This is a genomic window from Lysobacterales bacterium (genome assembly GCA_016703225.1).
GTDB lineage: Bacteria > Pseudomonadota > Gammaproteobacteria > Xanthomonadales > Ahniellaceae > JADKHK01.
This window is the reverse complement of record JADJCM010000010.1, coordinates 46,238-61,570: the sequence shown is the minus strand read 5'-3', so window position 1 is coordinate 61,570 and position 15,333 is coordinate 46,238. Positions and strand designations below refer to the sequence as shown.

At 67.8% G+C, this 15,333-nt stretch carries 6 protein-coding genes; 4 read left to right on the top strand and 2 right to left on the bottom strand.

Features of this window, described 5'->3' with window-relative positions:
* Positions 1-116: 116 nt before the first annotated feature.
* Both pbpC and IPG63_18725 read right to left on the bottom strand, forming a co-directional pair.
* Positions 117-2,450, bottom strand: a complete 2,334-nt coding sequence (pbpC, locus tag IPG63_18730) for a penicillin-binding protein 1C (GenBank protein MBK6729195.1) — start codon at positions 2,448-2,450, stop codon at positions 117-119.
* Positions 2,450-8,263, bottom strand: coding sequence for an alpha-2-macroglobulin (locus IPG63_18725; GenBank protein MBK6729194.1), 5,814 nt, complete (start codon positions 8,261-8,263; stop codon positions 2,450-2,452). The genes pbpC and IPG63_18725 overlap by 1 nt, the downstream gene beginning before the upstream one ends.
* 816 nt (positions 8,264-9,079) lie before the next feature.
* Between IPG63_18725 and IPG63_18720 the strand changes: the two genes are divergently transcribed.
* The 4 genes from IPG63_18720 to IPG63_18705 all read left to right on the top strand — a co-directional run bounded on the left by IPG63_18720 (position 9,080) and on the right by IPG63_18705 (position 15,125).
* Complete coding sequence (locus IPG63_18720) at positions 9,080-10,540, top strand: M20/M25/M40 family metallo-hydrolase (protein ID MBK6729193.1); 1,461 nt, start codon at positions 9,080-9,082, stop codon at positions 10,538-10,540.
* Positions 10,541-10,619: 79 nt separating this feature from the next.
* A complete protein-coding gene (locus IPG63_18715) occupies positions 10,620-10,892 on the top strand; it encodes a hypothetical protein (protein MBK6729192.1) in 273 nt (90 codons plus the stop codon).
* Positions 10,893-10,951: 59 nt separating this feature from the next.
* Entirely contained in the window at positions 10,952-11,794 is an 843-nt protein-coding gene (locus IPG63_18710; GenBank protein ID MBK6729191.1) for a DUF4105 domain-containing protein, read from the top strand.
* Between the two features lie 130 nt (positions 11,795-11,924).
* Complete coding sequence (locus tag IPG63_18705; GenBank protein ID MBK6729190.1) at positions 11,925-15,125, top strand: immune inhibitor A; 3,201 nt, start codon at positions 11,925-11,927, stop codon at positions 15,123-15,125.
* The last annotated feature ends 208 nt before the right edge of the window (positions 15,126-15,333 follow it).

The window sequence follows — 15,333 nt, the reverse complement described above, 5'->3', positions numbered from 1 at the left end:
CAAACCCCTGCGCGACCGCATCCATGACGCGACTCACAGTTTGCGCATTCCGCGAAAGCCGACGTCAAACGCTGCGAGTCGCCGGCCATGAGCACACGCACGCAGAACTGCGCGACTCAACGCCGCGTGCCGATCTCCACCCAGCGTTCCTCGGCGCGACCATGGTCGTCGACCACGCGCAACCGGTAGCGACCGACGCTGCGCGGCCGCCATTCGAGCTTTGCCGCGGCATCCGCGCTGCCGATCAGGGCATCGTCGGCGAACCAGAACAGCGTGCGCACGTCGGCGTCGACCGTGGCCTGCAGCACCAGCGCCTGGCGCTCGCCGGGATCGGGCGCGAGCAGATAGGTGGCGTCGCGGCGCGGCGACAGGATCAACGGCGCACTGCCCTCGCCCTGCATGCCCATGCGGCAGTGCGCGTCGCTCGGCGGCTGCGCGCGCGCAAGCCCGGCCTGGCGGAACACATCGGCGAGATCGCTCGGCCAGTACTCGAACACCACGCGCCGCGTCGGCACGTTTGCATCCGGCGCGCACAGCACCTTGCCGCTGCGCGCATCGAGCAGCAGTTCGCGATGCAGGGTGCTGAGCCTGATCGGCGACTTGCCGGGAATGAACCAGGTCTGCGAGCGGCTCGGGCAATGCACATTGGGCAGGTCGCCACTGGCGGTGCAGACCTCGACGCGCGCCAGGTTCAGCGGCCAGCGTCGCGGCGGCTCGCGCAAGTGCGGATCATCCGCGGCGATGGAGTCGATGATGCGGAAGAACAGCGGCGCCGCCGCCTCGATGCCGATCAGCGCCGGCTCGGGGCGGTTGTCGAAGTTGCCGAGCCACACGATCAGCACATAGGGCCCGTAGATGCCGGCGGTCCAGGCATCATGGAAGCCCCACGAGGTGCCGGTCTTCCACGCCAGCGGCAGTGGCGTGCGACCGCCGTCCGGGCGCGGATTCTGGCTCAGCATGTCGCGCACCATGAAGCTGGCCTCCGCACTCAGCAGCGCGGCGCCGTTCTCCTCGCGATCGTCCGCGCGCTGGCGCAGCGAGCGCATCACGCCGTCGTTCGACAACATCGCATACAGCCGCGCCAGTTCAACCATGCGGATCTCGCCGCCGCCGAGCACCAGCGCCAGCCCGTAGTGCTGCTCGCTGGCCAGTTCGCGCACGCCGGCGCGCTTGAGGAACTGGTAGAGATTGGGCTGGCTGAGTCGCGATGCGACACTGACCGCCGGGATGTTGCGGCTGCGGATCAATGCCTGCGTCGCCGTCACCGGACCGACGAAGCGGCCGTCGAAGTTCTCCGGCGTGAAGCTGCCGAAGGCGGTCGGCACGTCGCGCAGCACCGAGGCCGGGTGCAGCCGTCCCTGTTCGATCGCGAGCGCGTACAGGAATGGCTTCAAGGTCGAACCCGGGCTGCGCCGGGCCAGCGTGCCATCGACCTGGCCGTGGATCGTGGCATCGGCGAAATTGCGCGAGCCGACCAGCGCACGCACGCCCATGTCGCGGGTATCGACCAGGATCGCGGCGGCGTTGCGCAGGCCGCGATCGGAATGCGCGACCAGATACGACTCGATGCGGTCTTCGAGGATCGCCTGCAGCCGCGGATCGAGCGTGCTGTCGATGCGCGTCATCGGCGCCCCGCGCAGGCGCGCATCCGCCAGCACCTGCGCGGCGAAATGCGGGGCTCGGTTCGGCAGCTGCGACGCGCGTCGCAACCGCACCGGGGCGTCGACCAGCGCCTGCCAGCGCGCATCCTGCGGATGCCGCCGCAGCCATTGCCGGAACAGGTGTGCACGCGCCGCGCGCAGTGCCGCGTCCAGGCATTCGCCCCTCGCGTCGCAGCGCAGGCGCGGGCGCTGTGGCAACACCGCCAGCGTCAGGATCTCCGGCAGGTTCAACTTCGCCGCCGGCTTGCCGAAGTAGATCCAGCTCGCGGCGCCGACTCCCTCGATGTTGCCGCCGTAGGGCGCGTAGTTCAGATACGCCGCGAGCACCTCGTGCTTCGGATGACGAGCGCTGAGCCACAGCGCCGAACCGATCTGGCGCAGCTTTCCGCCGATGCTGCGGGTGTCGGCGCGGTCGCGCAGGCGCACCAGCTGCATGGTCAGCGTCGAACCGCCGGAACGGTCGCCGCCGCCGCTGATCTCGCGCCAGGCACCGCGCACCAGGCTGAACGGATTGACCCCGGGATGCCAGTCGAACCAGCGATCCTCCTTGAGCTGCACCGCTTCGACCAGCGCCGGCGGCATCTGCGCCAGCGGCAGCCACAGCCGATAGCGCTCGTCGCTGGCGAGTGCGAGCTTGAGCAGCGAACCATCGGCCGCGTGCACCGCCACCGACTGCGGCCGCATGCGCGCAAGCGGCGTGTGCGCCTGTTGCCGGATCGCCCACAGCGCCAGTGCGCACAGACCGCAGACCAGCATCGCGCGCCCGACAAAGCGCACGATGCAACGCATCAGTGCGGCTCCACCGTGATGCTCGCGCCTCCAGCGCCGATGTAGCTGACGCGACGGTCATACATGCCGGCGGCGTGCAGCGGCGGAATCGCGAAGGTGCCGGCCGCGGTCGCCTTCAGCCGATAGATGAACTTCTGCGCGCTGCCGCCGACGGTCGCGTACAGCACGATGCGGTCCTCGCGCAGGTCGAGGTAGGCAAGCCCGAGGTCGCTGCCCGGACGCGCCACGCGCGCGGCAACATCGACCGCCACGGTTTCGTCTTCGCTGCTGCGCGACTGCTCGACCAGCTCGAATCCGCCCGGCAACAGTTCGACGATGGCGACGTTGTACTGGGTGCTGCCATCGGGCGTGCGCAGGCGCAGCTCGACATCGATCTCGTCGCCCTGCGCCATCGTGGTCACGCCACGCTTGGCGCCGTCGATGTACTCGCGCGACAACTCGATGCCATTCATCACCGGCTGCAGCGGCGGCGCACGATCGAAGCCGGTGTCGACCAGTGCGTACCAGGCCGGTCCGGAAACGATGTTGCCGATGCGCACGCCGCGCGCGTCGACGCCGAACGGGCCGCGCTTCCACCAGCCCTGCACGGTGCCGAATGCCGTGGCCTGATCCTTCGCGTCCACTGCCTCCAGCGTGATCGCGGACAACTGGTCCTCGGCGCCGGAGGAGTCCGCGATCTGCGCCAGCGACAACACCGTCATCGCCGAGGACAGGGTATTGGTCATGCCGGCCTCGACCGCACCGACCAGCCGTTCCTGCGCGCTCGGCGGCAGCGCCTTCAGCGTCTTCGGGAAGTGACGCGCGATCAGGTACATGCTGAGCGCGTCCTGGATCGCCGGGTCGTCGTACCAGCCGTTCCACCAGTTCTCCAGCGTGAACGGCGTACGCAGGCGCGCGAGCACGTCCTGCATGCGCTCGTCGGCCGCCTTCGACTGCTTCATCTGCGCGTAGGTCGCGGCGATCAGCGTCGCGGTCACGTCCTTCTTCCAGGTGTCGGCGAAGTTCGTCTCCAGCGCGTCTTCGAGCCCGGCGAGGTAATTCGTGGTCACCTGGCCGCGCCGCGTCAGCACGTAGGTGGCCAGCGCACGCGCGCGCAGTTCGTACAGCTCATGCGTGTCGAGGTCGGCGGCCAGCGTTGCGAGATAGCGCGTGTTGGCCTGCACCAGCTCGTTCGGCACCGCGATGCCGCGCTCGGCGGCCTCGATGAAGAACAGGCCGGCATAGGCGCTGACGAACTCGTCGGCCTCGGGTGTGGCCATCCACAGTCCGAGCCCGCCGGCGCTGTTCTGGCGACTGGCGAGCGTCTGGTACAGCGCGTCGAAGTCGGAATCGCGCGGCGGTGTGGTGAACATCTCCGGATGCTCGCGCGCGATCAGCGCCGGGATCGCCTTGCTGATCAGCTGTTCGCTGCACAGGTGCGGGAAGTCGCCGAGCCAGGCATTCAGGCCGCGCGCCAGCACCAGCGGCGTCTGCGCCACCGCGAGATCGCGCTTGATCAGGTCCGGCCACAGCTTGCGCAGCGGACCGAAACTCTGCGCCTTGCCTTGCACGCGACCCGCCTGCAGGCGTGCGAGATAGGGCGTCAGCGGTCGCACCGACAGCTCCACGCCCCGGGTTGCGGACTTGTCGCCGCTGCTGGCCTGGAACGAGATCGCCTGCGCGCCGAGCTGCTGGCTGGCGCGCACGCGGAACGCCAGCACCGACTCGTTGCCGGGCGCGAGCTTGAGCGTCTGCGGTTTGGCGTCGACCAGTTCAAGACCCTTGCCAACCTCGGCGCGCACCTGCACTTCGGCGCTTGCCGGCTGCACATCGCCGTCCACCGGCGGGAACGCGACGCCGACGCTGGCGATGAACTCGTCACCGGGCGCGACCGCGGTCGGCAGGCTCGGGCTGAGCACGAAGTCGCCACGCACCAGCGCCTCGCCTTGAGCGATGCCGATGCGCTCCTGGTTCACCGCCACCGCCATCAGCCGCAGCTTGCCGTTGAACGAATCGGGCGTAGCGAAACGGAAGGTGTGTTCGCCATCGACCACGGTCAGCCCCGACCAGTACACGCCGGGCTTGTCCGCCTTGCGCTTGAACGGATTGAGATTGCGCGCGAGCGCGGCTTCGCCATCGCCGCCGGGCGCCGCGGCACTCAGGAAGCGGCTGAACTCGGGCAGCATCAGGTCGAGGATCTGCGCGGTATCGACCTGCAGGCTCTTCTTCGCCAGGAAGGTGTCGAGCGGGTCGGCCAGGCGATAGTTCGCGACCTGCAGAATGCCCTCGTCGATCGCGAACACCGCGACCGTGGCGCGGCCTTCGGTCTTGAGCGTGATTGGCAACTCCTGCCCTGGTTTCACCCGCGCCGGCGCACTCAGCGCCAAGACCTGCCGATGTGCGGCGCGATCGACGCGGAACGGCACCACGCCATAGCTGAGCGGGCTCATGAACACTTCCGCCGACTGCGGGTCGCGCAGGAACTGGACGTTGACATAGGCATTGCCGGAAACGTCGGCGGGCACGCGGATGCGCTGCACCGAAGAAAGCGTGTCGGCCTGGAACCACTGGTGCGCGTAGACGCGGTCGCGCTCGATGGTGATCAGGCCGCTGCCGGTGTAGGGCGCGACCACGCTGATCTCGATCTCGTCGCCGTTGCGATATTCGTCGGCGTCGAGCTTGAGCGCGAGCTCGGCGTTGCGATCGAGCGAGCGCGTGACGTTGCCATCGCCGGCGACGGTGTACGCAATCGAGTTCAGCGTGTTGCCGTCACGGTCGCGCACGAAGAACACGAAGCTGCCGGGATTGGCCGTCGGCAGCGCCACCATCGCTTCGCCCTTGGGCAAGGCGATCGGCGCGGCCTGCACCGGCAGTTCCTTCAGCACCGACTGGTAGCGGTACAGGCCCGAGGACTGGCGCGTCAGCACCGACACGTAGCGGCGTTCGATGACCACGCCACTCAGCCCTTCGGCTGCGGTCGGGCGACCGTTGCCGGCGAGCGCGAGCACGTCGAGCTCACGCTTGGTGTTGCGCTTCACGTAGCCGAGCGCATCGACGCTGCGCAGGCCGATCAGGTAGGGCTGGCGCGACACCAGGCTCTGCACCGTGGTAGTCACCGAGCGTCCGCCATCGGCCTCGAACACTTCGCTCAGCAGGTTCATGCTGAAGGTCGGCGCCGACACGTTGCGCAGGCCAAGATCGAAGCTGGCCTGGCCTTTCTCGTCGGTCTCCTGTTCGCCGAGTTCGAGCTCCTGCGCGCCGCTGTCGTTGCGCTGGTCGAAGAACACGTAGTCGGGATAGCGCGCGAAGCTCGGCACCGTCGGCGTCAGCCAGAGCTTGCTGGTGGCACGTCGATGCTGCGCCGGCGTACCGATCAGATTGTCGGCCTGCAGCTGCACCGCGAGTTCGTCCGGATGCACCCAACCTTCCGGCGAACTGCTCGACAGCGTTGCCTTCAACTTCATGCGGTCGGGCAGGAACTCCTTGACGCGAATCTGCGTCTGGCTGATCGGGTAGTAACGCGGCTCGCGCTCCGGATGCTCCTCGATGCGCTCCAGCACGATCGTCCAGACCCCGGTCGGCGCGACTTCGCCGATGGCGATGTCGAGTTCCATGAAGCCGTTGTCGTCGAGCGCGTAACGCTGCGTCTTGACCATGCCACCGCGGGCGTCGACGACGCTGGCGCGCAGCGGCAACCCCGGCGTCAGCGCCCGCCAGTCGGCGCTGCGCACGATCATGCCGACATGCGCGCTATCACCGGGGCGGTACATGCCGCGATCGGAGAACAGGTGCGCGCGCAACGCCGCGCCGGAGTTCGATTCGGACTCGCCGCCGATGTCGAAGCGCGAGTAGTCGAGCCGGCGCTCGCCGTCATTCAGCGGCAGGAAGGTGGCGTCGTCGCCGCTCTCGGCCAGCAGCAGCACCGGCGCCTGTTCGTTGCGGAAGTCGCCGATGTCGGGAATGAGCGCGTGCCCGCTCGCATCCGCCGCGGCACTGACCAGGGTGCTGCCGTTGCGCGCGATCACGCTGACTTTCGCGTTCGCGGCCGCCGTGCCGGCGAGCAGCTGCTGCACATAGACATCGCGGCCGCGATCGAGCGAACGCTTGGCGATCATGCCGAGATCGGTCAGCACCACCATGCGCTGGTCGCTGAGCTGGCTGCTGTCTTCCTCCGACTCGTCGTAGTAGTCGTAGTCGTAGCTGTCCTCGAATTGTTCCGGCGGTTTGGAACCGAGCCTCTCGCCACTTTGAATCTCGCGCACGCTGAGCAGGAACACGCCCTTGGCGGCATCGCTCCAGTGTTTGCCGAGATCGACGCCTTCGTAGTGCACTTCGCCCGCCGCCATCTCCGGAACCAGGATGCGCTCGCGGAAGCGTTCGCTCAGATCGTCCGCGGTCATTTCGCCGAGCTTCGGCGATTTCATGCCGGAGCGATTGAACTGCACCAGGTGATGCAGTTCGTCGAGCGGCACCCTCGCAACTGTCAATTCCACCTCGCGCACATTGCGCAGCGCCAGCGTCACCCGCTGTTCGCCGCGCAATGACAGCAACGCGCCGTCGCCGACGAATCGCACCAGTTTCGGGTAGTCGGGCGCGGGGACTACGTTGGCGTAGTCCTTGCCGGAGCGGAAACCGCCGAACGAGGTCAGGCCCTTCTTCGCCCGCACGTACAGGCGCCGCCCGGGCGCGACCTGGAAGCGGAAGCTGTGCGCACCGGCGACGTCGCGCTCGCCCGCGACCAGCGTCAACGCCACCGGCGTGGCGCTGGCGAGCAATGCCTCGGACACTTCGCCCAGGTCCCATTGGTAGGGCAGATACTCGCCGTAGCGCTTTTGGTTGCGCTTCATTTCCGGATGCAGCTTCGGCAACAGCACCGCGTCGAGCACATCGGCCAGATCGGCATCACGCACGTCCTGGTTCATCTCGATCAGCAGCATCTGTTCGGGCGTGCCGGCGGCATTGTCGACGATGAACGCGCTGGCGCTGGACACCGCCAGGCTGAAGCGCGCCGGCAGATCGACCGTGCCGTTGACGGCAGCGGTGGTGCCGACACCACCGAGCATCGACTGCACGCCTTCGGCGATGGTCAGTCCGACGTGGCCGCCGTTGTCCGGCAGGCTCAGTGCCGAGGACTGCAGCGTGATCTGCAGGCGCTTCTCGTCATAGCTGGCGACGAAAGTCGGTGGTGCCAGCTCCTGCGAGACCATGTCGCGCATCTCCAGCTTGACCCGGCTCTCGAAGGTGCCGGCATCGATCGGATGGCTGGCGTGCAGCTCGAACACCGCCTTCTTCAAGGCCGGGTCGATCGGATCCTGATAGAACTCCTGGCTGGCAATGCGGAGCGCGAACGGCGCGGTCTTGAAGTCGAACTCGTACTGCTGCAGTTGCGTCTGCTTGGCGAAGGTGAACTTGCGGCTGAAGCGCACGTGGAAGTCGGTCGCCACCGGCCAGTCGCCGGCGGGCGTGAACCGCAACTCGCGATCGCTGAGCCAGGTCCACTCGCCTTCGACTTTGGGCGTCATGGTGATGCTGCGCGCGGGCCCATCGAGCGCCTTGAGCGGCGCCACCGACTGGTCGAAACTCACGTTCAGCGGCGTTACTTCGGGCGGTGTTTCCGCGTAGTCGGTCAGGCTCGGCGTTTCGAACGAGAAGGTCGCCTTGGGCGGCGTATACGGCTGCGGGCGATGCGCCCACCACCAACCGAACGCGGCGACCGCGACCAACGCGACCGCGTACTTCAACGTGCGCCGCGGATTCGCAAGCAGCGCCTGACGCGTGCGCTCCATCCACGGCGGCGCCGCGTAATCCCACTCGCCGAGAAGCGCGCGCAACATGCGCCCGATCCCCCGCCACGCCCCACCGATCCGCCCCAACGCCCGCTGCCCGAACGACCGCTTCGTGTCCATACCGCCTCGCTCTCAAGTGCCCGCATTATGGCCACAGCCGCGACCGCAAGGCGGCACCAATGCGGCGCAATTCGGCGTTTGTGCGGGTGGCGCGGCACCCATCGCCGAGGGGGCGAAGGAACGGGAGCCGGGGGCACCGCCCCGGGTGGGCATGGTCGTCGCGGGTGGGTGCGCCCGTCGCGATGCATGCGGTCGATGCGGTCGATGCGGCCATCGCGCCAACAAGTCGCGGTATCCAGCCCCGAAGGGGCGAAACACAAGGAGCCCGGGGCAACGCCCCGGGTGGGTGTGGTCGCCCCGGGGGAATGCGGCCATCGCGATGCATGCGGTCGATGCGGTCGATGCGGCCATCGCGCCAACAAATTGCGGTATCCAGCCCCGAAGGGGCGAAACACAAGGAGCCCGGGGCAACGCCCCGGGCGGATGCGGCCATCGCAATGCATGCGGTCGATGCGGCCGTCGCGTTCGTCGCGTTCGTCGCGTTCGTCGCGTTCGTCGCGTTCGTCGCGGCCGACGCGAACGACGCAATGGCCGCAATGGGCGCGATGAGTGCACGTATGCGATACGGTGTGGTGTCATGCGCGCGGTTCCATCCCACCCGGGGCGTTGCCCCGGGCTCCTTGTGTTTCGCCCCTGCGGGGCTCGTGCTCGGCGTTACCATCCGCCATCGATTCCCCTTGCCGCAGTCGCCCCACAAACTGCTTCTGCGTGCAACCATGCCGCGGCATGCGGCCCGGAGACCTGATGACGCGTATCTTGAAGTGGCTGGCCGGCGCATTCGTGTTGCTGCTGGCGGTGATGGTCTTCAACGCCTGGCGCACTGCCGAACCGGTGCGGCAAGTAGCGCCGTTCCAGCCCGAGCTCGATGGCGACGCGATGGCGCGAAGGCTCGCCGCTGCGCTCGCCATTCCGACGCTGAATCCCACCCCCGAGGCGCCCGGTCTCGAGCGCTTCCACGAGTTGCATGCGCTGCTGCAGACCCAATTCCCGCGCGTGCATTCGGCGCTGGAGCACGAGCTGATCAGCGGCGCCAGTCTGCTCTATCGCTGGCGCGGGCGCGAACCCTGCCCGGCGCTGCTGCTGGCAGCCCACCAGGACGTGGTGCCGGTCGAGGCCGGCACCGAGTCGCGCTGGACGCATCCACCGTTCGCGGGCGTGATCGCCGACGGCGCCATCTGGGGACGCGGTGCGATCGACGACAAGAGCGCGCTGCTCGCGATCCTGGAGGCGGTCGAACTGCAACTCGCGGCGGGACTCGCGCCACGCTGCGATGTCTACCTCGCCTTCGGCCACGACGAGGAAGTCAGCGGCCTGCACGGCGCCGCCGCGATCGCGAAGTTGCTCGCACAGCGCGACGTGGATCTCGACTACGTGCTCGACGAAGGCGGCGCCATCACCGTCGGCGCCATCCCCGGCACGCGCCTGCCGCTTGCAACCATTGGCGTCGCCGAGAAGGGCTACCTCAGCGTGCGCCTGAGCGCCCGCGACGACGGCGGCCACTCGTCGATGCCGCCGCGGCACACAGCGATCGGTCGCCTGGCCGCGGCGGTGGCGAAGCTCGAAGACCGGCACCCACGCGCGGCGCTCACGGCCGTGCAGCACGAACTGCTGCGACGTATCGCGCCCCATGTCGATCCGCTGCAGCGACTGGTACTCGCAAACCTGTGGCTGACCGCGCCGCTGGTCAGCGGGCAGTTCGCGAAATCGCCGGTCAGCGACGCTACCCAGCGTACGACCACGGCACCGACCTTGTTCCGCGCCGGCATCAAGGACAACGTGCTCGCGCAGCAGGCCGAGGCCGTGGTCAATTTCCGGATCCGCATGGGCGACAGCGTCGCCGGCGTACTCGCGCACGTGCGCCACACCGTGGCCGATGCTGAAGTCGAGATCGAGGCACTCGATGACTTCCACAGCGAACCGACCGCACAGGCCGCGCCCTGGGACGACGCCGCATTCGCACAGATCGAAACGGTGCTGCGCCGGGTGTCGCCCGAACCCGACCTGGTGGTCGCGCCCTTCGTCACCTCCGGCGGCACCGACGCCCGCCACTACGCCGCGCTGACTCCGAAACTGTATCGCCTGCTCCCGGCCACCCTCACCCCCGAGCTGATCGCGAGTTTCCACGGCAACAACGAGCGCATCCCGCTCGCCGAGTACCTGCGCATGGTGCGCTTCTACGCGCTGCTGCTCGGAGAGCGCGGATGAGCGCACGAAGCACCTTGCTGCGACGACCGCGACCACGACAGAATCAGCGCCCCGATTACGCAAGAGAGCCAAGCAGAACATGACCATTTCCTGGCGCGGCATGGGTTTCCTGGGCTTCATGGCGCCGCTGGCGCTGCTGGCGATCTCGATCGCGCTTGGCAGCGGCGTCAACGACTTCGCTTCGATCCGCATCGGCATGCTGGTTTCGGCGGCGATCGTCTGGTTCGCCGGGCAGAAATTGAACGGCGATGCGCTGGCCGCCGGCGACGAGGCACCGCACCAATGCATGGGCATGAAGTTGCAGACCTCCGCAGTGATCAGCCTGATCGGTTTCGGGTTGACCTTCCTCTGATCGCCAAGCCGCGTCGGTGGTGCTGCCGAACGCGGCGCACGCACTGCTAGCATCGCGCGATGTCGCGTTCTCGCCGCCTGCGCCGCTTCGTACTCGCCGTTGTCGCCGTGCTCGCGACCGCGCGCCTGGCGCTCATTCCGTTGCTGCGCCCCTCCAACGAGCGCGACTGGGCGCCGGACCAGGCCCGGCTCGCAGCTGCGCGCATCGATGGCGAGATCGTGCGCATTCACAACGTGCGCAACGCCCACTACCGCTCGACCAGCGACTTCGACGTGCGCTGGGAGGAACGGCGCTACGACCTGGCCCAGCTCGAATCGGTGTGGTTCATCGTCGAGCCCTTCGCCGACTGGCGCGGACCGGCGCACACCTTCCTCAGCTTCGGATTCGCCGGCGGAGAGTACGTCGCCATCTCGGTCGAGATCCGCAAGGAGCGCGGCGAGTCGTTCTCGGCCTGGCTCGGCCTGCTGCGCCAGTACGAACTGATGTACGTGATCGGCGACGAGCGTGACCTGATCGGCCTGCGCGCCAACCATCGCCGCGACCAGGTCTTTCTGTACCCGATCCGTACCACACGCGAGAAGATGCGCGACTTGCTGGTGTCCATGCTTGAGCGCGCCAACGCGCTCGCTGCCGAACCCGAGTTCTACAACTCGCTGACCAGCACCTGCACCAGCAACATCGTCGACCACATCGAATCGATCGCGCCCGGGCGCGTGCCTTTCAGCTTCAAGACCTTGCTGCCCGCCTACAGCGACGACCTCGCCTACGACCTCGGCCTGATCGCCACCGACCTGCCGCGCGAGCAGTATCGCGCCGCGCACCGCATCAACGACCTCGCCGCCGCCCACGCCGACCAACCCGATTTCTCGACCGCGATCCGGGCAACGATTCCAGGCGACTGATCCGGCAAGCTCATGGAGCGCTTGCCGCCGCCGTGAGAATCCACCCGCACCCGCCACCGTTGGTCACGTCGCGCCGGCAAAGCCGCCCGCGATTCGCTAGCATGCGCGCCTCGTTACTGGGGAGCGGTCGATGAAATCTCTTATTCGTGTGATTCTGCTGCCGGTGCTGCTGGCAACGGCGGCGTGCAGCAACGTGTCCAACCTGCGCCCCGACGCGGATGCGGACAGCAAGGGCGGCAAGCGCTATGACCAGCCCGATGCGGCTGCGGCCTACTGGGCCGGACTGCATGAGAGCGACAGCGGCAAGACCGCGGCGCAATTGAACTTCGAGGCGATGCAGGCGATCGAGGCACGCGAGGCGCGGGCACCGAGCAGCGCGCCGCTGCCGAACGTGCGCATCGAGAGCTATGGGCCCGGCAATTTCGGCGGCCGCCTGCGCGGTCTGGTGATCCGCCCGAGCAACAGCAGCCACATGCTGGTGGGCAGCGTCGCCGGCGGCATCTGGAAGTCCACCAACGGCGGCACCACCTGGGCACCGTCCAACGACTTCCTGCAATCACTCGCCGTCGGTTCGATGCTGGTCGACCCGGACAACGACGCCCGCGTCTTCGTCGGCACCGGCGAAGGCTTCTTCAACATCGACGCCGCGCAAGGCCTCGGCGTGTTCATGAGCAGCGATTTCGGCGACAGCTGGATACAGCTCCCTGGCACCAACAACAGCAGCTTCCTGTACGTGAATCGCATCGCGCGCATTCCCGGCACGACCAAGCTGCTGGTCGCGACGCGCACCGGCATCTGGGGCACCGACGACTTCACCCAGCCGGTGCCGGTGTGGACCGACCGCACCACCGGCGTGACCGAATCGAGCCGCGGCTTCGTCGACCTCAAGCTCGACCCGAGCGTGGTCACGCCCGGCGCGCATCGCCTCTACGCGGTGCACTACGGTAGCTCCGCCGCTACGCGCCGCGTTTACCTGTCGAACAATGATGGCGTCAGCTTCACCGAATTGAACGCGACCCAGGGACTGCCCGCCGACACCGACATCGGCCGCATCGAACTCGGCATCGGCAGCGATGGCGTGGTCTACGCCGCGATCGCGAACAGCACCAGCACCAGCAGTACCCGCGGCCTGTGGCGTTCACCCGCCGGCGGCGCCGCCTTCGTCAAGACCGCGAGCAATACCGCGTTCATCGAGCGCCAGGGCTGGTACGACCTGATCATGGGCGTGAAACCGGGTGACTCGGCGATGGTCTTCGCCGGCGCCGTGGACATGTACAAGAGCAGCGACAGCGGCGCCGTCATCACCAAAAAGACGTTCTGGAACCCAGGCGTCGGCCAGTTCCCGGACAGCTACGTGCACGCAGACCTGCACGTGATCGCGTTCGATCCGAACAATCCCGCCACCGTGTTCATCGGCTGCGACGGCGGCCTGTTCAAGTCGACCGACAATGGCGAGACCTGGAACAGTCTGAACAACGACTTGCGCGTCGCGCAGTACTACGGCATCGCCGCGCATCCGAATGGTCGCGGCGTCATCGGCGGCACCCAGGACAACGGCTCGCACCTGTTCTTCGGTGATCGCGCGCTGTGGCTGGAGTGGGCCGGCGGCGACGGCGGCTACTCGGCCTGGGACCAGCAGCAACCCAACTACATCTATGGCGCCACGCCTGAGGGCGGGCTGTTCGGTTCCGCCAATGGCGGGACGAGCGCGACCGACATCACCATTCCGAGCACCACCGGCGCACCGTTCATCACGCCGTTCACGCTCGACCCGAATGATGGCAACCGCATGCTGGTCGGCACCACGCGCATTTATGGCTCCAGCAACATCCGCAACATCGCCAGCGCCAGCTTCACCGACCTCTCCGGCGTGCTGAACGGCGCCGTCTCGGCGCTGGTCTACAGCCCGCATTCGACCAGCATCGCCTATGCCGGCACCGCCGCCGGCGGCTTGTATCGCGCCAACACGCTGGCCGCGGCCTCCACCTGGACGCCGATCCACGACGCCGCCTGGGCCGGATCGGACGTGACCTGGATCGAGGTCGATCCGCATGACGCCACCGGCAACACGCTCTACGTCACCCTGGCCGACTACGCCACCAACCGCGTCTGGAAGTCGACCAATGGCGGCAGCTCGTGGGCTTCGATCCACAGTGGCCTGCCGGGCATCCCGATGTTCAGCGTCACCGTCGACCCGGTCAGTTCCGACCGCCTTTGGCTCGGCAGCGAACTCGGCCTGTGGACCAGCGAAGGCAACAACGTCAGCACCTATGGCTGGCAGCGCTTCTACTTCGGCCTCGCCTACACGCGCGTGATGCAACTGGTGTGGGCCACCAACGACGTGATGTGGGCCGGCACCCACGGCCGCGGCATCTACAAGGTGACGCGTTTCCCGGGCACGGCCTCGATCAGCGCGGTCGATGATTCCGCAAGCGGCTGCGATGCCGATGGCGTGCTCGACAGCAGCGAGAGCGCCGATCTGGTGGTGGGCGTGCGCAACCACGGTACGCAGACCATGTCCGCCGTGTCGGTGACGCTGAGCTCGGGTGCAGGCGCGCTCACCGTCAGCGCCGTGCCGCAGGCCTATGGCGACATCGCCCCCGGCGCCGAGGTCACGCGCAACTTCTCCGCCAGCCTCAACGGCGGCACCCAGTGTTTCGCCAGCCTGAACCTGAGCGCGGCGATCAGCTCCAGCGCCGGCAGCGACGTGCAGGCGCTGAGCCTGAACCCGAACCGCGACGTCGGCAGCAGCGTGCTCAACGAAGGCGCCGAGGACACGATCACGGCATTCACCACCGAATTGCGGGTGTCGAGCCAGGGCTTTGCGCGCAGCGCCACCCAGGTGCACAGTGGCGCGTCGAGCTGGTTCGCGCCGAACACCGACGGCTATTCCGACAAGTCGCTGATCTCGCCGCCGATCACCCTGACCGCGACCTCCAGCCTGAGCTTCTGGCTGCGCTACGACCTCGAAGGCGACGCCAGCCAGTACTGGGACGGTGCCCTGCTCGAAATGGAAATCGCGCCGGGCGAATGGACCGACATTGGCACGCTCAGCTCGGTGCCCTACGACGGCCCGCTGTTCGAGAACAACACCGCACCGGGGCGCATGGCCTGGTCCGGCGCACAGACCACCTGGCGCAACGCGGTCGTGAACCTCGGCGCCTTCGCCGGCGACACCGTGCGCCTGCGCTGGCGCGTGGTCACCGACACCGGCAGCGCCAACGTCGGCTTCTGGGTCGACGACATCAGCGTCAGCAACATCAGCTGGCCGCGCTGCCAGACCATCGCCTGCGGCGTACTGTTCCTCGACGGTTTCGAAACCGCGCCGTAACCAGGGCCAGGCAGCGGAGCCGCGTCGCGGCTCCGCTGCAACCGACCATTGTCATTCGCGTTGCTTCGCGGCGCCGTCTTGGCGCGCGCGCGGATGCAGAAGCTACGGGGCAGCATCTTGCACCGGCGAAGGCGGGCAACCATCGCGAAGGGGACGCTGCTCCCACGTCCGCTACAACTTCCCCTCCAGCGGCCCCAATCCCGGTTCC